This is a genomic window from Neoaquamicrobium microcysteis, from assembly GCF_008180155.1.
GTDB classification, from domain to species: Bacteria; Pseudomonadota; Alphaproteobacteria; order Rhizobiales; family Rhizobiaceae; genus Aerobium; species Aerobium microcysteis.
The window spans coordinates 105,684-124,222 of the sequence record NZ_VSZS01000054.1; the positions used below are offsets into that span (position 1 = coordinate 105,684).

Here is an 18,539-nt window from a genome sequence, read left to right on the forward strand (position 1 = left end):
TCCTTGGCAAGCGCCGGCGACAACACGCGCAACAGGCCCGGCAAGGGCGGCGACACCGACGTCTTCAAGCGTGCGGTGACGGTTTGCATGCGCGCGCTTTCAGGCGACGGCGAACTGGACGTTTCCTTTGCCAAGGAAAAGCCCGCGCTTGCGGGTAGCCGCGCGCGCCTGCCCGACCTTCCCAAGAAGGCGTCGGCCGAGGACATCGCGGTCACCCGCGGGCTCGGCGATTCCATGGCGCTGCGGCGCGCCTGCCACGACCCCCGCGTTCACATGAAGCTGGCGCCCGAAGGCAAGCAGGCGCGCGCTATCTTCGATGCCGTCGAGCAGGCCCGCGTCGAGGCCATCGGCAGCCGCGCCATGCAGGGCGTGGCCGACAATATCGGCTCCATGCTCGAGGACAAATACGCCAAGGCAAACCTGGCCGACGTGGCCGACCAAGCCGACGCCCCGCTCGAGGAAGCCGTCGCGCTCATGGTGCGCGAGAAGCTGACCGGCCGCGCGGCACCCCGCAGCGGCCAGCGCGTCGTCGACCTGTGGCGCAAGTGGATCGACGACAAGGCCGGCGGCGACCTTGCCGGGCTTGCCGAAAAACTCGAAGACCAGCAGGCTTTCGCCCGTGTCGTGCGCGAAATGCTCGCCTCCATGGAGATGGCGGAGGAACTGGGCGAAGACGAGCAGAGCGAAGAAAGCCAGGACGAGGAAAACGAGCCGCAGGGCGAGGATCAGAGCGAGGAGGGCGGGCAGGACGATCAGGGCTCCGACCAGTCGCAGGCCGAGGAAAGCGACGCCTCCAGCGAGGATCAGGAGACCGGAGAGACCGAAAGCTCGGACGCCAGCGCGGACGAACTGGCCGACGACGACGATCTCGACGCCGAAACGCCGGGCGAAACCCGCCGCCAGGAAAACCCCTTCACAAACCTGCCGAAGGAAATCGACTACAAGGTCTTCACCACCGCCTTCGACGAGACCGTCGGTGCGGAGGAGCTGTGCGACGAGGAAGAACTCGACCGGCTTCGCGCCTTCCTCGACAAGCAACTCGCCAACCTCCAGGGCGTCGTGGGCCGGCTTGCCAACCGCCTGCAGCGCCGCCTGATGGCGCAGCAGAACCGCTCGTGGGACTTCGACCTGGAAGAAGGCACGCTCGATCCCGCTCGTCTCGTGCGCGTCGTGATCGACCCGATGCAGCCGCTTTCCTTCAAGCAGGAGCGCGACACCAAGTTCCGCGACACGGTGGTGACGCTGGTGCTCGACAATTCCGGCTCGATGCGCGGCCGTCCGATCACGGTTGCCGCCACCTGCGCCGACATTCTCGCGCGCACGCTCGAGCGCTGCGGCGTCTCTGTCGAAATCCTCGGCTTCACCACGCGTGCGTGGAAGGGCGGGCAGGCGCGCGAGAAGTGGCTGAAGGACGGCAAGCCCGCCAATCCGGGCCGGCTCAACGATCTGCGACATATCATCTACAAGTCCGCGGACGCGCCGTGGCGGCGTTCGCGTCGCAATCTCGGCCTGATGATGCGCGAGGGGCTGCTGAAGGAGAACATCGACGGCGAGGCGCTTTTGTGGGCGCATCAGCGGCTGATCGCACGGCCCGAGCAGCGCAAGATCCTGATGATGATCTCGGACGGTGCGCCGGTCGACGATTCGACGCTGTCGGTGAACCCCGGAAACTATCTGGAGCGCCACCTGCGTGGCGTGATCGAGCTGATCGAGACGCGCTCGCCGGTGGAACTGCTGGCCATCGGCATCGGCCACGACGTGACGCGCTACTACCGCCGTGCGGTGACCATCGTCGATGCCGAGGAACTAGCCGGCGCGATGACCGAGCAGCTTGCGGCGCTGTTCGGCGAGGAAACCCAGCGCGAGACCCGACGCAGCGCGGGCCGGCGGTGAGGCTGCTTGTTGCCGCGGTGCTGGCGGTTCTGCCGGCCCCATCCCTTGCGCAGGGCTCGGCCCGCCAGAGCATCGAGGTTCGCGCGACACCCATCACCCATTTTCGCATGGGGTCTTCCGAAACCCGCTTCGGCGAACTGGAATTCGTCGGCGGGTTCGAGATGCGGCGCGGCGAGCGCGTGTTCGGCCAGCTTTCGGCGCTGCGCTTCCTGACGCCGGGCAGCGATTTCATCGGCGTGGCCGATCACGGCTACTGGTTTTTCGGCGCCATAGAGCGCGATGAGGAATACAGGCCCGTCGGCGTCCGCGACTTCACCATGCAGGCGATGGTGGACGGCAGGGGCAACGTCATCGAGGACAAGACGGCTAAGGATGCCGAGGGGCTGGACGTGCATGAGGGCGTCGCCACGGTGGCTTTCGAGCGCATCGCGCGCGTGTCCGAATACGCGATCGATCCGGCCCGCATGAGGGGGCCGCTGCGCGACCTCGACTTCATCGTGCCCCGGCGCGAGCTACGCCACAATCAGGGCTTCGAGACCGTCGCGCGTGCGCCTGCGCAAGGCGTTCAGGAAGGCGCGCGCATCGTGGTTGCGGAACGCAGCGTCGATCCGGCCGGCAACATCTTCGCCGCCATTCTCGAGGGGCCGGAGCGCGGCCTTTTCAAGGTGGTGCGCAGCGACGATTTCGACGTCACCGACGGCGTCTTCCTGCCCGATGGCGACCTGCTCCTGCTCGAGCGCCGGTTCTCGCTGGCGCAGGGCGTGGCGATGCGGCTGCGGCGTATTCCCGGCGATACGATCCGCAGCGATGCGCTGGTCGACGGGCCGGTGCTGATGGAAGCCGACCTCGCCTATCGCATCGACAATATGGAAGGTCTCGACGTGTGGGAGCGAGCCGACGGCGCGCTGATCGTGTCGCTGATATCGGACGACAACCAGTCCTTCCTGCAACGCACGATCTATCTGGAGTTCGTGCTGTCGCGGTAGCCTATTGCAGCGCCTGCGCCACCTTCAGCCTGATCTCGTGGAGGGTGAACGGCTTGGGCACCACGTCGATGATGATGCCGGCAAGGTCGGCTGCACGCTCGCGCTGCTCGGCATAACCGGTCATCAGCAGGATTTTCAGGCCGGGAAACTCGCTCGCGGCCCTCTTGGCCATCTCTATCCCGTCCATCGCCGGCATGCGGATGTCGGAAAGCACGAGATCGTAGCCGCCGCCCGCCTTGCGGATGTTCTCAAGCCCTTCGTCGCCGTCCTCGGCGGTCTCGACCTCATGGCCGGAGGCGGCGATGGCGCGCGCGGTAAACGAGCGCACCGATTCATCGTCCTCGACGATGAGAATGCGGGCCATGGTCATGCGTCTCCCTTGACCACGCCGACGAAAGGCAGTTCGCGAAAGGCGTGGGCGACGTCCATGCCGTAGCCGACCACGAAATAGTCGGGGCAGTCGAACCCGACGAAATCGGCGGTCAGGTCCGTCTGGCGCTTGGTGTGCTTGTCGAGCAGCACGGCGATGGAAACGCTCTTTGCGCCGCGCGACATCATCAGCTCGCGGGTGAACTTGAGCGTCTTGCCCGATTCCAGGATGTCATCGATCAGCAGCACGTCGCGACCGGCAACCTCGTTGTCGATGTCGCGCAGCACCTTGACCTCACCCGAGGTGGTGCCCGTGCCGTAGCTCGATATGAAGATGAACTCGACTTCCGGCGACAGGCCGGTGTCGTGCATCGCGCGGATCAGGTCCGCTGCGAAGATGAACGAGCCCTTGAGGATCGAGATGACGAGCAGGTCGTCGTACTCGCGCTCGGCGATCTCCTTGGCAAGTTCGAGATTGCGCCGGGCAATGGCCGAGGCGCTGAAAAGGACTTCGATGTCCTTGCCACGTACGACAGGCATCAGCGGATGACCTCCTGAAAGGTGACCGAAACGGATCTGACCCCGTTCCTAGGAGCCTCAAGCCGGCTGGAAAAGGAGTAGCGGCCGCCGGGCTGGAGTTCGTCTCCGTTTGTCCCCAGAAAATAGCGCGTCGTCTCGCCGTCCGTGGCGGTCACGGCGATTTCGATGGGCGGCAGGCTCAGGGCCGACCTGCCGGCGTTCTCGGCGCGTCCGTCGACGAACAGCACGTCGCGGCCATTGTGCCGCTCCACCCGGCTTTTCACCTCGGCGATGCGAAGCGGCTGCAAGGCTTCGGCGGGCCCGAACAGGGCGCTGTGGCGGACCACCGCGTGCCCGCCCGAAATCCAGAAGGCGAGGATCACCAGCGTCAGCCCGGTTGCCCAGAACAGTGGGCCGCCGTGTCGCGGCTGTGCCGCCGCTGCTTCGGTGGCATCTGCCTTGAGAAAGTCCATTCCGGTGGCGGTCGCAGGCTGCTCGAAGCGGGCCTGGCGTCCATCCTCGCGCGCGTGGACGACCTCGTATTCGGCGTCCGACACGTCGGCCGAGCGGGCCAGGTCGCTCTGCTTCTGGCCGCCGGTCATGATTTCGCCGGAAACCGGGCGTGCCTTGTCGCGCTCTTTCATGCAGCCGGCCGTCCTCGTCGTTGCTCCTGCACGCACTAGACGGAAATGGTTAACGCTTCGCTGCAAACGGGGCGAATTTAACCCGGCCTTAACCATGCGGGTGGATGTTCGGGCTGCCCCGTTCGGCCGAAACGCGACCGGCAAATTCGCAAACACGCAAGGACTTCCGGTGATCCGCTTCGAGAATGTCGGCCTCAGATACGGTATGGGCCCGGAAATCCTCCGGGACATCACCTTCGACCTGCCGGAGCGCTCGTTCCAGTTTCTCAGCGGGCCGTCGGGCGCGGGCAAGACCACGCTGCTGCGGCTGCTGTTCCTGTCGCTCAAGCCGACGCGCGGACTGATCAACGTGTTCGGCAAGGACCGGGCGCGAATCACGCGCCGCGAGTTGCCGATGCTGCGCCGCCGGATCGGCGTCGTGTTCCAGGATTTCCGGCTGCTCGAACACATGACGACCTACGAGAACGTCGCGCTGCCCTTGCGCGTGCGCGGCCGCGATGAGGCGAGCTATCGCTCCGACGTGATCGAGCTGCTCAAATGGGTGGGGCTGGGAGAGCGCATGCATGTGCTGCCGCCGGTGCTCTCCGGCGGCGAGAAGCAGCGCGCGGCGATTGCCCGCGCGCTCATCGAACAGCCCGAAATCCTGCTTGCCGACGAGCCGACCGGCAATGTCGATCCGCCGCTGGCGCGCCGTCTGCTGCGGCTCTTTCTCGAACTCAACCGGCTGGGCACGGCGGTCGTCATCGCAACCCACGATCTCGGGCTGATGGAGCAGGTGGACGCGCGCCGCATGATCCTCGACGGCGGCAGGCTGGAAATCCATGACTGAGGCCTATTCCAGCGACGCACAGGCCGCAGCCCAATCCGCGCCGGCGAGGGCCGAGCGGGCGCCGCGCAAGGCCGCGCCCATCGTGCCGCCGCGCAACGTCGCGGGCAGCGCGCTCATCCTCGTCATCGCCATCATGACGTTCCTGTCGTGCCTGACGCTGGGGGCTGTCACGCTGGTGCGCGACACGGCGGCGACATGGCAGACGCAGATCGCGCGCGAGGCCACCATCCAGATCAAGCCCGCCGAGGGCTTCGACATGGAGGCGGCGCTGGCCACCGCGCAGCGCATCGCTGCCGGTTTCTCAGGCGTGCGCTCGGCGGCCGTGGTCAACCGCGAGGCGACCGTCAGGCTGCTCGAGCCGTGGCTGGGCTCGGGCCTCGATCTGGACGAACTGCCGGTGCCGCGCCTCGTCATCGTCACCATCGATCCGGCCTCCCCGCCTGATTTTTCCGCGCTGCGCACGGCGCTTTCGGCCGAGGTGCCGCAGGCGACGCTGGACGACCATCGCACCTGGGTGGACAGGCTGGTCGCCATGGCCAACACCACCGTGACCATCGGCATATCCGTGCTGGTGCTGATGCTGTCGGCCACCGTGCTTTCCGTGGTGTTCGCCACGCGGGGCGCCATGGCCGGCAACGACCATATCATCGAGGTGCTGCACTTCGTCGGGGCCGAGGCCCGCTTCATCGCAGGCGAGTTCCGCCGGCATTTTCTTTTCACGGGCATGAAGGGTGCGCTGGCAGGCGGGCTCGCCGCGACCATCGTCTTCATCGTGTTTTCATGGTGGTCGTCGCGCAACATGGCCACGCCGCAGGCCGACCAGGCCACGGCGCTGTTCGGCAATTTCGCGATCGGGGCGACAGGCTATCTCGGCGTCGCGCTCGTCGTGCTGGCCGTGGGCGGGCTGACGGCGGCCACCTCGCATCTCACCGTCGTGTCCTATCTGGGCGATATCGACGCCCGCCATCACGAGGGCTGAGGCGGTGGGCGGCGAACCGTCGCAGGTGGCAAGGGGCGTGCCGCATAATCGCGCTTTGCAGCGCCCCATTTCGCGGTTAACCATTACACCATGAAGGGGCCACGGAAGATGGACACGCCGCCCGCAGCGGCGCGCGCAGGCATTGGCACGAAAGGGCGCTGGCGCGGCCTCCGCTTGGCTGCGGCCTGTTTCGTGGTGCTCGTGGGCTGCGGCATGGCGTTCCTTGGCGGGTTCGCGGCCTTCGCGACGCACGTGGCGCGGCTTTCCACCCCTGCCGAACAGACCGACGCCGACGCCATCATCGTGCTGACCGGCGGAGAGAAGCGCCTCGACGCCGCGCTCGACCTGCTCCAGTCGGGCAAGGGCCAGCGTCTGCTCATCTCCGGCGCACACCCCGATGCGCGGCTGGTCGATATCCAGCGCGCCACCGGCGGCGATGCCGGGCTGTTTTCCTGCTGCGTCGACATCGATTATGCGGCGCTCGACACGATCGGCAACGCCGAGGAGAGCGCCAAATGGGTGACCAGCCACGCCTATGGCAGCGTCATTGTGGTGACGAACAACTACCACATGCCCCGCAGCCTGCTGGAGCTCAAGCGCATGGTGGGCGACACGCTGCTGCTGCCCTATCCCGTGGTCAACACCAAGCTCGACGGCGGCGAGTGGATGACCAACAAGGCCGCGCTGCGCGTGCTGTTCACCGAATATGCCAAATATCTGGCGGCCGTCGCGCGCGTGGCCCTACCACGGCTTGGTTCCGAGCCGGTCGAGGTCCTCGAGGCGTCCGCCGGCGGGTGAGGCGCGGCATTTGCCTTTGCGCCCGCTTCGTGTAACCACGATCCGCACGACAATCCCTCAGGCCGGTCATCATGCTCGTCGTCCGATCGTTGGCGTTCAACGTCGCCTTCTATCTCGCCCTCATCGTCCAGATGCTGTTCTGGACGCCGTATTATTTCCTCGCCCCGCGCCATGCCGCCTGGTTCGTGCCCAAGTTCTGGGCGCGTTCGAGCCTGAAGCTGCAGGAATGGATCGCCGGCACGAAAAGCCATATCGAAGGCATGGAAAACCTGCCCGACGGCCCGTTCATCCTCGCGCCCAAGCACCAGTCATTCTGGGACACGATCGCGTTCTTTCCCTACCTGCGCGACCCGGTCTACATCCTCAAGCGCGAGCTGATGTGGATACCGTTCTTCGGCTGGTATGTCGGCAAGATGAAGATGATCCCGATCCATCGCGGCAGCCGCTCCAAGGCGCTCAAGCAAGCGCTCGTCGTTGCCAAAGAGCGGATGGCCGACAACCGGCAGCTCATCATCTATCCCGAAGGCACGAGGCGCGCGCCCGGCGACGAGCCGGCCTACAAATGGGGGATCGTGGAGATCTACGCCGCGCTGGGCGTGCCGGTTGTGCCCGTCGCCCATGTCGCCGGGCTTTACTGGCCGCGCCGCAAGTTCCTGCGCTTTCCCGGCACCATCCACGCCCGCTTCCTGCCGCCCATCGAGGCGGGGCTGGAAAAGGACGAGTTCATGGCGCGGCTGGTGCGCGAGACGGAGGCCGCCTGCGACGAACTGCTGGTGGAAGCGGCCCGCTCGGAAAACCCGCCGCATTTTCCGCCCACTGCCGTCCGGCGGCTCAGGGAACTGGGCGTGGAGCCGCCTGTACAGTCCTGACGCGTTCGCCGACCCGCTCCAGCCAGTGGTCGCGGATGCCCAGCGCACGCAGATGCTCCAGCGTGTTCAGCACGTAATCCTCGTTGGCGCCCGATTGTCCGACCGCGCCTGAAACGGCGCGCGCAGCCTCGTCCACGTCGATCTGTCCGGCATACTGGAGATGCTGCCGGTCGACCACATAAGTCACCGCGCTGACCGTCTCGCCGCTGTCGAGGCGCACGGGGAGCCTTTTTTCCAGATAGACGTTGGTCACCAGTTCGCGTTCGCGCAGATACGCCATCACCTCGCCCGACAGGTCGTCTGGAACCCGGAAGGCGAGGCCGAGGCACGAGCCGCCCCTGTCCAGCCCGAGTACGAGGCCAGGCCGGTCCGGTGTGCCGCGATGGACGTGCGAGCGCACGCACAGGGCGCGCCTGTAACCCATCAGGCGCGCGCGGTGCGTTTCGGTATGGGCGAAACCCGGCCGCCACATCAGCGAGCCATAGCCAAAGACCCAAAAATCGCCCATATCGGCAAACCAGATTCGAAAGGCCGACTGCCGCCGGCAGGCCAGATTCGTTACCGGCAATCCGCCGGTGGCCGAGGGGTAGCGAGAGCAGGTGCATGGCGTCAAGCGGCGAGAAGAAAACCAACTATGCGAGGCGCTTCTTCTGGTTCGCCGTCGCGATCCTGCTTGCGGGCGGGCTCTATACGGCCGGCTGGTTCTATGCCGCCGAAAGGCTGGAGGAGCAGGTCAACGCCAATGTCGCCGCGCTGAACACCGGTGGTCGGCGTGCGAGCTGCGAGAATGTCGAGGCGCGCGGCTACCCCTTCCGCATCGGCGTGTTCTGCCGTTCCGTGATGTTCGAGGACGCGCGTGGCGGCGTCTCCTTCAGGGCGCGGCAGTTGCGTTCGGCCGCGCAGGTCTATGCGCCTTACCACATCATCGGTGAACTCGACGGCCCGGCCACGCTTGAAGCGCCTGGGCTCAACGCGCTCGACCTGGAATGGGCCAGCCTGCGGTCGAGCGTCCGGCTGGCCTCGCCACTGCCGGAGCGGGTTTCGATGGAGGCCAGCGATCTGGTCGTCCGGCGCAATGAAACCGGCGATGCCTCGCCGCTTCTGGCGCAGGCCGGGACGTTCGAGTTTCACATGCGCCCGCTCGGTGACGATCTCGATCTGGCCGCCCGCTTTTCCGGCCTGCTGCTCGATGCCGAACTGACGGGCACCGACGCCATCCCCGCGCTGGACGGTCTGGTCGACATCTCGCTGACCGAAGGTGTCCTGCCAAATGTATCGGGCAGGGGATTGCGCGGCCGGTCGGGCACGATCCGCACCATCACGGTGTCCACTCCGGACGGCGCGGGCGCGACCGTCAGCGGGCCCGTCTCCGTGGACGATGAAGGCCTGATCGATGCACGGCTGGATGTGACACTGCGCGAACCGGAGGCGCTGGCCGGGCTTCTCGGCGACCTGATGCCCGAATCGCGCCGCGAAATAGAGCTCAGCCTTTCCGGCCTCGCGATGATGGGCGATGCGCCGACGCTGCCGCTGGTGATCGACAAGAGCCGGATGCGGCTGGGCTTCCTGTCGCTGGGCTCGATCCCGCCTCTGTGACGGCCGGAACGGGCGTTCAGTTCTTTTCCGGGTGCGCGGCGACGAAGCGGCCGAAGTCCGGTGCGTCCACTTCCTGCCCGGCCTCGATGATCGAGCGGCGCACGGCGCGGGTGCGGGTGAAAAGCTCGAAAAGCTTGTCTCCATCACCCCAGCGGATCGCCCGCTGCAACGATGCGAGGTCTTCCGAAAAGCGCGACAGCATCTCCAGGATCGCATCCTTGTTGTGCAGGCACACGTCGCGCCACATCGTCGGGTCCGAAGCCGCCAGACGGGTGAAATCGCGGAAGCCCGAGGCCGAATATTTGATGACTTCGGACTTGGTCACGGTTTGGAGATCGTCTGCCGTGCCGACGATGTTGTAGGCGATGATGTGCGGCAGATGCGACACCATCGCCAGCACCATGTCGTGGTGTTCCGGGTCCATCGTGTCGATGTTCGATCCGCAGGCGCGCCAGAAGGCGGCCAGCCGTTCCACTGCCTCCGGCTCCGCGCCTTCGGGCGGAGTAAGGATGCACCAGCGGTTCTCGAAGAGCTCCGCGAAGCCCGCGTCGGGGCCGGATTTTTCCGTACCCGCCAACGGGTGGCCGGGAATGAAATGCACATGCGGCGGCATGTGCGGCTGCATCTGCGCGATTACCGACGCCTTGGTAGAGCCAACGTCGGTGACGATCGCGCCGGGCTTCAGCGCCGGCGCGATCCGCTCGGCCACCGCGCCCGACGAGCCGACCGGCACGGAGACGATGACGAGGTCGGCGTCCTTCACAGCCTCGGCCGCGTCGGTCGTGTATCGATCGCCGAGCGCCAGTTCCTGTGCACGCGCCAGCGTCCCGGCGCTGCGGGTGGAGACGACGATCTCGCCGGCAAGCCCCTCGCGCCGGATGACGCGGGCAAGCGAGGAGCCGATGAGGCCGATGCCGATGAGGGCGATCCTGTCGAACATTTTCTCGGGCATGGGTCAGGCTTTCAGGAACTCGGCAAGGGCGGCTACAACGCCGCGATTGGCTTCCTCGGTGCCGATGCTCATGCGCAGCGCATTCGGGAAGCCGTAGGCGGAAACGCGGCGCAGCAGATAGCCGCGCGCCGCCAGATACGCGTCGGCCGCCGCCGCCGAATATCGCTCGTCCTGCGGGAAGTGGATCAGGATGAAATTGGTGACGCTGGGCGTCACGCGCAGGCCAAGCTTCTCCAGTTCCTCGCTCGTCCAGCGCAGCCAGTGCTCGTTGTGGCTGACGGAGCGCTCGACATGGTCGCGGTCGTCGAGGGCGGCGACGCCTGCCGCGATGGCCACCGCGTTGACGTTGAACGGATCGCGGATGCGTTCCAGCGCATCGATGATATGCGAGGGCGCGTAAATCCAGCCGATCCGCGCGCCGCCAAGCCCGTAGGCCTTGGAGAAGGTGCGGGTCATCACCACGTTCTCGTTGCCGGCTACCAGTTCCACCCCGGCCTCGTAGTCGTTCCGGCGCACGAACTCGGCATAGGCCGCGTCGATGACCAGCAGGACGTTCTTCGGCAGTCCGGCGTGCAGGCGGCGGATTTCCTCGAACGGAAGATACGTGCCGGTCGGGTTGTTCGGGTTGGTGAGGTAGACGATACGCGTCCTGTCGGTCACCGCGGCGAGGATCGAATCCACGTCGCTACGCTCATCGGTTTCCTTTGCGGCCACCGGCGTCGCGCCGACGGCGCGGATGTAGATCGGATAGGCGAGGAAGCCGTGCGCGCTGTAGATGCCCTCTTCGCCCTCGCCGACATAGGCGCGGGCTAGAAGCGCAAGCGCCTCGTCGGAGCCGTTGAAGATCATGATGTTGGCCACGTTCAGCCCGTGCCTTGCGGCGAGCGCCTCGCGCAGCCGTGTGGCGGCACCGTCCGGATAGAGCTGGAGGTTTGCCGCCACCGCGCGGGCAGCTTCCACCGCGTGTGGCGAGGGGCCGAGCGGGTTCTCGTTGGCGGAGAGCTTGTGCACCTTCGCCACGCCTTGCGGCGCATGGCTCTTGCCGGGAACGTAGGCGTCGATCTCCATCACGCCGGGGCGGGGCTGCGGGCGAAATTGGGTGCTCATGGGGACTATCCAGCTTTCAGGCCGCCTGCCTCTAGCAAGCTTTGCCATTGACGCAAAGGGCAGGCAGTCCTAAAAGCTGGCGATCCCGTGGTGATTTGGCCGGTCGGCTTGCAGCCACGTAAAACAAATTGCTAAAGGGCCGTTTGCAACAAGTCCGTTGGGACCGGCCGCGATTCCGCCGCCGGTCTTTTTTGTCTGGAGTGTTTGCAATGCCTATCAAGATCCCCGACCAGCTGCCCGCCCGCGACGTGCTCGTGCGCGAGGGCGTATCGGTGATGGGCGAGCAGACGGCGCTGCGGCAGGACATAAGGCCGCTGCAGATCGGCCTTCTCAACCTGATGCCCAACAAGATCCGCACCGAGACGCAGTTCGCCCGCCTCATCGGCGCGACGCCGCTGCAGGTCGAGCTGACGCTCATCCGTATCGGCAATCACAAGGCCAAGAACACGCCGGAAGACCATCTCATCACCTTCTACCAGACGTGGGAGGAGGTGAAGGACCGGCGGTTCGACGGCTTCATCATCACCGGCGCGCCGATCGAGCTGCTGCCGTTCGAGACGGTCGGATACTGGGAGGAACTCGAGAAGATCTTGGACTGGACGACGACCAACGTCCACTCCTCGTTCTTCATCTGCTGGGGGGCGATGGCTGCCGCCTGGCACTTCCACCGCGTGCCGAAATACACGCTGGAGAAGAAGGCGTTCGGCGTGTTCCGCCACACCAACAACGCGCCCGCTTCACCCTATCTTACTGGTTTTTCAGACGATTTCGCCATTCCCGTCTCGCGCTGGACCGAGGTGCGCTCGGCCGACATTCCGGCCGATAGCGGGCTGGAACTGCTGATGGAGTCCGAGGCCACCGGGCCGTGCATGCTCTCGGAAAAGGCGGGCAACCGGCTCTACATGTTCAACCACATCGAGTACGATTCCACCTCTCTGAAGGAGGAGTACGACCGCGACGTGGCCGCCGGAACGCCGATCGACATCCCGCACGAATACTACCCCGACGACGATCCGAGCCGGCCGCCGCTCAACCGGTGGCGCTCTCACGCGCATCTCCTGTTCGGCAACTGGATCAACCAGGTCTACCAGACCACGACATACGATTTCGTCGCGCCGGCGGAGACGCAGCACTCGGCGGTTGCGTAAAAACTAAGGCGTCACGCGCCGGAGCTTTTCCCAGCGCCTGATCGCGCGCTCGCGTTTGAGCCGCGACAGGCGCTGCAGCCAGAATATGCCGCCAAGCTGGTCCACCTCGTGCTGGATGCAGGTGGCAAGGAAACCTGACGCGTTTTCAACGGCTTGCGTGCCGTCGAGCGTCTGGTAGCGGACGCGGATATGGGCCGGCCGCTCGATCTCGTCGGTGATGCCGGGCATCGAGACGCTGCCCTCGACGTGGCGCTGGGTCTCGCTCGAAAACTCCTCGATTACGGGGTTTACGTAGACGCGCACCCTATCATCCCCGGCAAGCTGAATGACGGCGATGGACCCAAGCTCGCCTATATGCGGCCCGGTTATGCCGACGCCGGGCGCAGCGCGCATGGTTTCGAGCAGATCGTCGGCCAGCGCGCGCAGATCGTCGTCGAAACGGACGATGGGCGCACAGACCGTGCGGAGCGCATTATCGGGGTATCGGACGATCGGGCGTATCGCCACGGTCAGCCCTCCGTCGCGGGTTTTCGCATCGCTCTCGTCGCGCCCTGAGGCGACAGAACGGGCACGAAGACGCGGCGCGAGGAGCGGGCTGCGACGGGCAGGCCCTGATAGAGACGTTTCTGCGCTTCCACGATGATGACGCCGGCGAAGATCGGCCAGAAGCGCCGGCCGGTCCGTTCCAGAAGCTGGTGAAGCCGCATCATCCAGCGCCGTTTGGACGGCGGGAAATGCAGGGCGTCGGACCACGCGCCGGGGGTGAAGTTGGTTTCGCGCAACAGGGTGTTGAGCTGCGAGCGGGAGAATGGCCGGCCGGTGCCGAAAGGCGTGTGCTCGAACCGGGCCCATATGCCGCGCCGGCTGGGCACGACGATCACCAGCCGGCCGCCCGGCGCCAGAACCCGCCAGATTTCCATCAGCGTTTCGCGCGGGTTTTCGGCGTGTTCCAGAGCATGGACGACCAGCATCCGGTCTATCGAGGAATCGAAAAGCGGCAGTTCCTCGTCGAACACCAGAGCGGTGGTGGAGGGGCCGCCGGCGGGCCAGTTCACCGCGCCCTGCAAGGCGGGCATGAAGGCGAAGACCCGGTCGGCATCGCTGCCGAAGCGCTCCAGCCAGGGCAGGGTATAGCCAAGCCCGACCAGCCTCTCGTTCGGCATCGAGGCCCAGACGGAAGACAGCGCCATGGCGATCGACCGCTCGGCCAGACGACCGAGCGTGGAAGCATAGAACGAGCGCAGATCGACGATGTCCGACAACATGGCGCGAACCTAGACCGATATGAGGCGCAACGGCAAGAAAGCCTGTGGCGGACCGTGACAGCAGCACCGCCGGGCCCTATCTTGCGCGCGAAAACAAGGAGGCGACGATGACGGTCCAGATCGAACAGTTCATGTGCCGGAGCGACAATTTCGGCGTGCTGGTGCACGATGCGGCGAGTGGCGAAACCGCGCTCATCGACGCGCCGGACGAACGGCCGATCCTCGATGCCGTGGAGCGGACGGGCTGGCGGCCGACGGTGATTCTCACCACGCATCATCACCCCGACCATGTCGAAGCCAATCTGGCGCTGAAGGAGCGCTTCGGGCTGCGCATCATCGGGCCGAAGGCGGAAGCCGCGAAGATCCCGGGCATCGACCAGACGGTCGCGGAGGGCGACGTGCTGACGCTGCTGGGCGAGGAGATACGGGTGATCGAGACGCCGGGCCACACCGCCGGGCATGTGTCCTACCACCTGCCGAAATCGAAGGTGGCGTTTACCGCCGACACGCTGTTTGCGCTGGGCTGCGGGCGGCTTTTCGAGGGCTCGGCCGCGACCATGCTCGCATCGCTGAAGAAGCTGACCGCGCTGCCTGCCGACACCGCAGTCTATTGCGGGCATGAGTATACGCTTTCCAATGCACGCTTCGCGCTGACGGTCGACCCGACCAATCCGGTGCTGAAGCAGCGGGCCAAGGAGATCGAGGCGCTGCGGGCGGACGGTAAGCCGACGCTGCCCACCACCATCGGGACCGAGCTGGAAACCAACCCCTTCCTGCGTTGGCACGACCCGGCGATCCGCAAGAACCTCGGGATGGAGAGCGTTTCCGACGAGGCGGTCTTCGCCGAAATCCGCAAGCGCAAGGATGTCGCCTGACATGCAGGCAGCCGACATCATCGCGACGCTGGGGATGCAGCGGCATCCCGAAGGCGGCTGGTATGTCGAGACGTTTCGCGACGAGGCTGGCGGCGAACGCGGGCATTCGACCGCGATCTACTTCCTGCTCGAAGCCGGCGACCGCTCGCACTGGCATCGCGTGGCCGACGCAGCCGAGGTCTGGCACTATCACGCCGGAGCTCCGCTCGAACTGTCGATCTGGCGGGAAGGCGAGGGGGCGGTGAAGGACGTCCGGCTGGGGGCCGATCTCGCCGCCGGAGAGAGGCCGCAAGGGGTGGTGCCGGCAGGCTGGTGGCAGGCGGCGCGCTCTACCGGCGAATGGACGCTGGTGGGCTGCACGGTGGCGCCGGGCTTCGTGTTCTCGTCGTTCGAGCTCGCCCCGCCCGGCTGGGAGCCAGAGGCGGGGTAGAGGGCGGTTGCCGTGGTGCGCTTGGGCAAGGTCTCGGCAGCGTCGGACCCCCACCCCTAACCCCTCTCCTCAAGGGGGAGGGGAACTTTGGAGCCGCGCTCCTTCAGGCAAGAGTAGGTTGTGCGAGCACCGACGATCCAGAATCCCCCTCCCCCTTGAGGGGAGGGGTTAGGGGTGGGTTGTGACGCTGCCGCAAAGGTTTTCCGCATGTGCGGGAGGGCGTTGCTCTACACAAGAAACCCGAGCGTGATGGTTGCCTGTGCCAGATAGTAGAGCACCCAGACGGCCGGGCCGGCCCATGCGCGGTGCGGGGACTGGGGCGACAGCAGGAATTTTTCGACTGCAAGGATCGCGTCGGATGCGACGAAGAGGGCTGCGCCGACCATGACGATGGGGGCGGGCACCGTCGCCGATGCCCACATCATCGCGACGATGGCCGCCACATAGACGGACACGGGCGCGCGCAGTCCCGGGCCGACGGCCGGCAGCAGACGCCTCAGCAGCAACAGGGCAGCGACGGTGGCCGCCACCGGTATCGCCAGCCGCCACGGCTGGACGGCGAGGATTTCGGCGCCTCCGCCGGCGGCCACGAACAGCGCCACATAGGCGAGGTGGGCGAGCAGGAAACTGGCGAGGCCGCCGAGGAAAGGCCTTTCCCCTTCATGGGCGAGAAAGGCGTCGCCGGCCGCGCTGAGCACCAAGGCTGCGACGAGCAGGAACGGCCCGCCTTCCAGCGTAGCCAGCACCGCCAGCAGCGCGACCGAACCGGCCTTGGCGACGGTGCGCCGCCACGATGGCGGGCGGGCCTGCATCATCAGGTAAAGGAGGGCGGCGGCGACGGAGAAGACCAGCGTTCCGTTGGACAGCGAATCCGGGCCGCCGGCAAACGGCATCATGCCCCGGCCTCCTGCGCGGCAGAGCCCTTCGGTCCGAACAGCATGGATCTGGCGGCCAGTACAGCGCCGGCCGTTATCAGCAGGCAGGCGAGCAGGATGTTGAGCGTCGCGGTGGCCGCACCCGCCGCGATCAGCACCAGCGTGGACAGCAGCGGCGCTGCGTAGCTGGCAGCCCCCAGCACCTGGATGTTGCCGCGCTTGACGCCGTGGTCCCATGCGTAGAACGCAGCGCCCACCGGCATCAGGCCGAGGCCCAGCACGGCCAGCCATTGACTGGCGCTGGCCGGCCACACGGTTTGTTCAAGCAGCAGATGGCACACGAGCGAGAGCAGGGCTGTCGCCGCACAGAACCATGTCACCACGCTGGTGGGCACGGAGGGAAACCGGCGCGACAGCAGCGAATAGGACGACCAAGTGATCGCGCACAGGCCGGCCATGGCGTAGCCGAAGGCGTATTGCGGATCGAAGGAAAGCCCGCCGCCGCGCGTGACGATGAGGAACGCGCCGCACAGGCCGAGGCCAGCGCCCGCCACATGATGCCAGCGCAGGCGCTCGCCCGGCAGCAGGGCGGAGCCGACGACGATGAGCAGCGGCCACAGATAGGCGATCAGGCTCGCCTCGACGGCCGGGGCGTTGCGCAGCGCGGTGAAGTAGAAGAAGTGGTAGCCGAACAGGCCGGCAATGCCGATGAGCCATACCACAGGGGGGATCGGCGCGTGAGGGGCCGGAGGCGCGACCAGCCGCATGGCCAGCCCGACCATGGTGCCGATAGCGAAGGTGAGCGCCGATAGCAGGAAAGGCGGCACGGCACCCGACGCGGCGGTGAACAGCGCCAGCAGCGCCCACATCACGACCGCGGAAAATCCGATCAACGTGGCGCGCGCCATATGCCCTGTCTCCCTGCCGATTGCCGGCAGGGTTAGCGCCATGCAGACGCAACGGCAAGGCGTGACGGGGTGTATCGGGTTCGTTCCATGCGGTTTGGCGCATGCGCCCCCACCGTAAACGGAGGAGGAATCTGGTGCCTTTCACTTTTACACGGAGCATCCCTTGTAGCCGAACGCCCCCTTCACCACGCTTCGCGTGGTCCTAGAGGGCGAGCCGCTTGTCTCGCCCGTCCTTCGGACCCCCCGTGAACGGGAGAAGAACCGGCGTTGCGGCTGTGCGCAACGCCGGATCATCCCCCCGCGAAGCGGGGGCGAAGGACGGGTGAGGCAAGTGGCTCACCCATAGGACCGCCGAAGTCTATGGAGCGGATTCAGTCAAAACCTGAAACGATCCAGCTTGCTGACGGCCGCAACGTGGATCCTCCTCCGTTTACGGGAGAGGTGGCGCGAAGCGCCGGAGGGGGCGTTTCGGCGAGAGCAGGAGACGATCCGGTTACCTGTCTTTGTCCAGAAAGCGGTTTCCGCCTTGTGGACGCGGGCTTACCGCGTCTCGATGCGGTTTGCGGTGACGCGCAGGGTGCCGATCTGCGTGCCGATGGACGCATCGACCGGGGTGTAGAAGCCGGTGCCGCCGAGGCGGGCGAACGAAATGGTGATGCGGCTTTCGTTTTGCAGGAAATCGATCTGCTTGCGGCCCTTGCGATAGCCGGACACCGGCACGAAGCGGGCATCGCAGGTGACGCGGCCATCCTTCGGCGCGGCGCGCGGGGTGAGGCGCAAGTCGGCGCGCATCTCGCCGTCGAAGATGCTGACGGTGCGGTTGCAGACCTTTGCAGGATCGTCGGTGCGGATGAGGGTGGACGACAGCGGATCGAGGGCGGCGCGCAGGTGGCTCTCCGAGACCGGAACCCACGTGTTGCCGCGCCGCGGCTCCGGCGTGTTTTCGTAGCTGGAGACGCCGCCCCGGGCAAAACGGATGGTGGTGCGGCTCTTCTTGCGGCCCGATTCGTAGTTGGACCGGAAGGCGCGCGGGCGCACCTCGCCGCGATGGATCGCACCTTCCACCCGCGTGGTGCCCCTCGTGCGGTCGAATATGCGGGCGAGGCCGGAGCTCTGCAGCGAACCCTCGATCACGAAACGGTCGTCGGTGAAGGTGGAATCGAAGCGCGCCTTGGCGACCGGCAGGCCTAGCAAGGTCACCGAATAATCGGCGCGAAACGATTCCGCATTGGCGGGCAGGGCCGATGCGGCGAGAAACAGAAACGGTGCGAGCAGGCGGCGCATGGCGGCTCCGTTGGTTGGAATGTCCCTTCCAGTGCGGATAGCCCGAGGCTTGCAGGCCGATTTCGGCGATTGTATGGATCGCGCCGAAAGGGCGTGCGCAGGAAAGGGCAGCTTGCGCTTGACCCGAAGGCCAAATGCCACTATGGAACGGCGACTTTTCCAAGAGGCCGCCTGAATACTGCCCGCGCGCCGTTCGCAAATGGTGCGGCAGTC

At 66.3% G+C, this 18,539-nt stretch carries 21 protein-coding genes and 1 riboswitch; of the genes, 10 read left to right on the top strand and 11 right to left on the bottom strand.

The window, feature by feature from the left end; all coding sequences use genetic code 11:
• The first annotated feature begins 3 nt into the window (after window positions 1–3).
• A complete protein-coding gene (cobT, locus tag FY036_RS03725; RefSeq protein WP_148913354.1) occupies window positions 4–1,893 on the top strand; it encodes a cobaltochelatase subunit CobT in 1,890 nt (629 codons plus the stop codon).
• Complete coding sequence (locus FY036_RS03730; protein ID WP_148913355.1) at window positions 1,890–2,879, top strand: esterase-like activity of phytase family protein; 990 nt, start codon at window positions 1,890–1,892, stop codon at window positions 2,877–2,879. The genes cobT and FY036_RS03730 overlap by 4 nt, the downstream gene beginning before the upstream one ends.
• Window position 2,880: 1 nt before the next feature.
• On the opposite strand, the gene FY036_RS03735 is transcribed toward FY036_RS03730, so the two are convergent.
• The 3 genes from FY036_RS03735 to FY036_RS03745 are packed head-to-tail and all read right to left on the bottom strand — an operon-like array spanning window position 2,881 to window position 4,411.
• Window positions 2,881–3,243: a response regulator gene (locus FY036_RS03735; protein ID WP_148913356.1), complete on the bottom strand. Its 363-nt coding sequence runs from the start codon at window positions 3,241–3,243 to the stop codon at window positions 2,881–2,883.
• Between the two features lie 2 nt (window positions 3,244–3,245).
• Window positions 3,246–3,788: a hypoxanthine phosphoribosyltransferase gene (gene hpt / locus FY036_RS03740; RefSeq protein WP_148913357.1), complete on the bottom strand. Its 543-nt coding sequence runs from the start codon at window positions 3,786–3,788 to the stop codon at window positions 3,246–3,248.
• Window positions 3,788–4,411 carry a hypothetical protein gene (locus FY036_RS03745; RefSeq protein WP_148913358.1) on the bottom strand — a complete coding sequence of 208 codons (624 nt, stop codon included), beginning with the start codon at window positions 4,409–4,411 and terminating at the stop codon, window positions 3,788–3,790. Before FY036_RS03745 ends, hpt begins: the two co-directional genes overlap by 1 nt.
• Before the next feature lie 169 nt (window positions 4,412–4,580).
• Here FY036_RS03745 and ftsE point away from each other — a divergent pair, with 169 nt between their 5' ends.
• The 4 genes from ftsE to FY036_RS03765 all read left to right on the top strand — a co-directional run bounded on the left by ftsE (window position 4,581) and on the right by FY036_RS03765 (window position 7,886).
• On the top strand, window positions 4,581–5,240 hold the full coding sequence (gene ftsE, locus FY036_RS03750; RefSeq protein WP_148913359.1) for a cell division ATP-binding protein FtsE: 660 nt from the start codon (window positions 4,581–4,583) through the stop codon (window positions 5,238–5,240).
• Entirely contained in the window at window positions 5,233–6,219 is a 987-nt protein-coding gene (locus tag FY036_RS03755; protein WP_148913360.1) for a cell division protein FtsX, read from the top strand. Before ftsE ends, FY036_RS03755 begins: the two co-directional genes overlap by 8 nt.
• A gap of 108 nt (window positions 6,220–6,327) precedes the next feature.
• Window positions 6,328–7,017 (top strand): YdcF family protein, encoded by a 690-nt coding sequence (locus tag FY036_RS03760; RefSeq protein WP_407941122.1) that lies wholly within the window; start codon window positions 6,328–6,330, stop codon window positions 7,015–7,017.
• A gap of 71 nt (window positions 7,018–7,088) precedes the next feature.
• Window positions 7,089–7,886, top strand: coding sequence for a lysophospholipid acyltransferase family protein (locus FY036_RS03765; RefSeq protein ID WP_148913362.1), 798 nt, complete (start codon window positions 7,089–7,091; stop codon window positions 7,884–7,886).
• On the opposite strand, the gene FY036_RS03770 is transcribed toward FY036_RS03765, so the two are convergent.
• On the bottom strand, window positions 7,849–8,394 hold the full coding sequence (locus FY036_RS03770; protein ID WP_148913363.1) for a gamma-glutamylcyclotransferase: 546 nt from the start codon (window positions 8,392–8,394) through the stop codon (window positions 7,849–7,851). The genes FY036_RS03765 and FY036_RS03770 overlap by 38 nt on opposite strands.
• A 95-nt stretch (window positions 8,395–8,489) precedes the next feature.
• Here FY036_RS03770 and FY036_RS03775 point away from each other — a divergent pair, with 95 nt between their 5' ends.
• Window positions 8,490–9,482, top strand: a complete 993-nt coding sequence (locus FY036_RS03775; protein WP_148913364.1) for a DUF2125 domain-containing protein — start codon at window positions 8,490–8,492, stop codon at window positions 9,480–9,482.
• A 16-nt stretch (window positions 9,483–9,498) separates the two neighbouring features.
• Here the strand turns inward: FY036_RS03775 and FY036_RS03780 are convergent, their stop codons facing one another.
• Window positions 9,499–10,434: a prephenate/arogenate dehydrogenase family protein gene (locus FY036_RS03780; protein ID WP_201744689.1), complete on the bottom strand. Its 936-nt coding sequence runs from the start codon at window positions 10,432–10,434 to the stop codon at window positions 9,499–9,501.
• A gap of 3 nt (window positions 10,435–10,437) precedes the next feature.
• Complete coding sequence (hisC, locus tag FY036_RS03785) at window positions 10,438–11,541, bottom strand: histidinol-phosphate transaminase (protein WP_148913365.1); 1,104 nt, start codon at window positions 11,539–11,541, stop codon at window positions 10,438–10,440.
• A gap of 77 nt (window positions 11,542–11,618) precedes the next feature.
• Window positions 11,619–11,696: riboswitch (SAM riboswitch) on the top strand.
• Window positions 11,697–11,750: 54 nt separating this feature from the next.
• Here hisC and metA point away from each other — a divergent pair.
• A complete protein-coding gene (metA, locus tag FY036_RS03790; protein ID WP_148913366.1) occupies window positions 11,751–12,689 on the top strand; it encodes a homoserine O-acetyltransferase MetA in 939 nt (312 codons plus the stop codon).
• Window positions 12,690–12,692: 3 nt separating this feature from the next.
• Here the strand turns inward: metA and FY036_RS03795 are convergent, their stop codons facing one another.
• Window positions 12,693–13,196, bottom strand: a complete 504-nt coding sequence (locus tag FY036_RS03795) for a peptide deformylase (RefSeq protein WP_148913367.1) — start codon at window positions 13,194–13,196, stop codon at window positions 12,693–12,695.
• 2 nt (window positions 13,197–13,198) lie between these two features.
• On the bottom strand, window positions 13,199–13,954 hold the full coding sequence (locus FY036_RS03800; protein ID WP_148913368.1) for a class I SAM-dependent methyltransferase: 756 nt from the start codon (window positions 13,952–13,954) through the stop codon (window positions 13,199–13,201).
• Between the two features lie 107 nt (window positions 13,955–14,061).
• Here FY036_RS03800 and gloB point away from each other — a divergent pair, with 107 nt between their 5' ends.
• Complete coding sequence (gloB, locus tag FY036_RS03805) at window positions 14,062–14,829, top strand: hydroxyacylglutathione hydrolase (RefSeq protein ID WP_148913369.1); 768 nt, start codon at window positions 14,062–14,064, stop codon at window positions 14,827–14,829.
• Window position 14,830: 1 nt separating this feature from the next.
• Window positions 14,831–15,259 (top strand): cupin domain-containing protein, encoded by a 429-nt coding sequence (locus FY036_RS03810; protein ID WP_148913370.1) that lies wholly within the window; start codon window positions 14,831–14,833, stop codon window positions 15,257–15,259.
• 227 nt (window positions 15,260–15,486) lie between these two features.
• Here FY036_RS03810 and FY036_RS03815 read toward each other — a convergent pair whose 3' ends face one another.
• The 3 genes from FY036_RS03815 to FY036_RS03825 form a co-directional block, all read right to left on the bottom strand.
• Entirely contained in the window at window positions 15,487–16,155 is a 669-nt protein-coding gene (locus tag FY036_RS03815) for a lysoplasmalogenase (RefSeq protein WP_148913371.1), read from the bottom strand.
• On the bottom strand, window positions 16,152–17,042 hold the full coding sequence (yddG, locus tag FY036_RS03820; RefSeq protein ID WP_148913372.1) for an aromatic amino acid exporter YddG: 891 nt from the start codon (window positions 17,040–17,042) through the stop codon (window positions 16,152–16,154). The genes FY036_RS03815 and yddG overlap by 4 nt, the downstream gene beginning before the upstream one ends.
• A gap of 540 nt (window positions 17,043–17,582) precedes the next feature.
• Complete coding sequence (locus FY036_RS03825) at window positions 17,583–18,326, bottom strand: DUF3108 domain-containing protein (protein WP_235897506.1); 744 nt, start codon at window positions 18,324–18,326, stop codon at window positions 17,583–17,585.
• Between the last annotated feature and the right edge of the window lie 213 nt (window positions 18,327–18,539).

Coding starts and splice junctions, on each gene's coding strand:
- FY036_RS03735 (WP_148913356.1), bottom strand. CDS start 3,243: ATGGCCCGCATTCTCATCGTCGAGGACGATGAATCGGTGCGCTCGTTT.
- hpt (WP_148913357.1), bottom strand. CDS start 3,788: ATGCCTGTCGTACGTGGCAAGGACATCGAAGTCCTTTTCAGCGCCTCG.
- FY036_RS03745 (WP_148913358.1), bottom strand. CDS start 4,411: ATGAAAGAGCGCGACAAGGCACGCCCGGTTTCCGGCGAAATCATGACC.
- FY036_RS03755 (WP_148913360.1), top strand. CDS start 5,233: ATGACTGAGGCCTATTCCAGCGACGCACAGGCCGCAGCCCAATCCGCG.
- FY036_RS03760 (WP_407941122.1), top strand. CDS start 6,328: ATGGACACGCCGCCCGCAGCGGCGCGCGCAGGCATTGGCACGAAAGGG.
- FY036_RS03765 (WP_148913362.1), top strand. CDS start 7,089: ATGCTCGTCGTCCGATCGTTGGCGTTCAACGTCGCCTTCTATCTCGCC.
- FY036_RS03770 (WP_148913363.1), bottom strand. CDS start 8,394: ATGGGCGATTTTTGGGTCTTTGGCTATGGCTCGCTGATGTGGCGGCCG.
- FY036_RS03775 (WP_148913364.1), top strand. CDS start 8,490: ATGGCGTCAAGCGGCGAGAAGAAAACCAACTATGCGAGGCGCTTCTTC.
- FY036_RS03780 (WP_201744689.1), bottom strand. CDS start 10,434: ATGCCCGAGAAAATGTTCGACAGGATCGCCCTCATCGGCATCGGCCTC.
- hisC (WP_148913365.1), bottom strand. CDS start 11,541: ATGAGCACCCAATTTCGCCCGCAGCCCCGCCCCGGCGTGATGGAGATC.
- metA (WP_148913366.1), top strand. CDS start 11,751: ATGCCTATCAAGATCCCCGACCAGCTGCCCGCCCGCGACGTGCTCGTG.
- FY036_RS03800 (WP_148913368.1), bottom strand. CDS start 13,954: ATGTTGTCGGACATCGTCGATCTGCGCTCGTTCTATGCTTCCACGCTC.
- gloB (WP_148913369.1), top strand. CDS start 14,062: ATGACGGTCCAGATCGAACAGTTCATGTGCCGGAGCGACAATTTCGGC.
- FY036_RS03810 (WP_148913370.1), top strand. CDS start 14,831: ATGCAGGCAGCCGACATCATCGCGACGCTGGGGATGCAGCGGCATCCC.
- FY036_RS03815 (WP_148913371.1), bottom strand. CDS start 16,155: ATGATGCCGTTTGCCGGCGGCCCGGATTCGCTGTCCAACGGAACGCTG.
- yddG (WP_148913372.1), bottom strand. CDS start 17,042: ATGGCGCGCGCCACGTTGATCGGATTTTCCGCGGTCGTGATGTGGGCG.
- FY036_RS03825 (WP_235897506.1), bottom strand. CDS start 18,326: ATGCGCCGCCTGCTCGCACCGTTTCTGTTTCTCGCCGCATCGGCCCTG.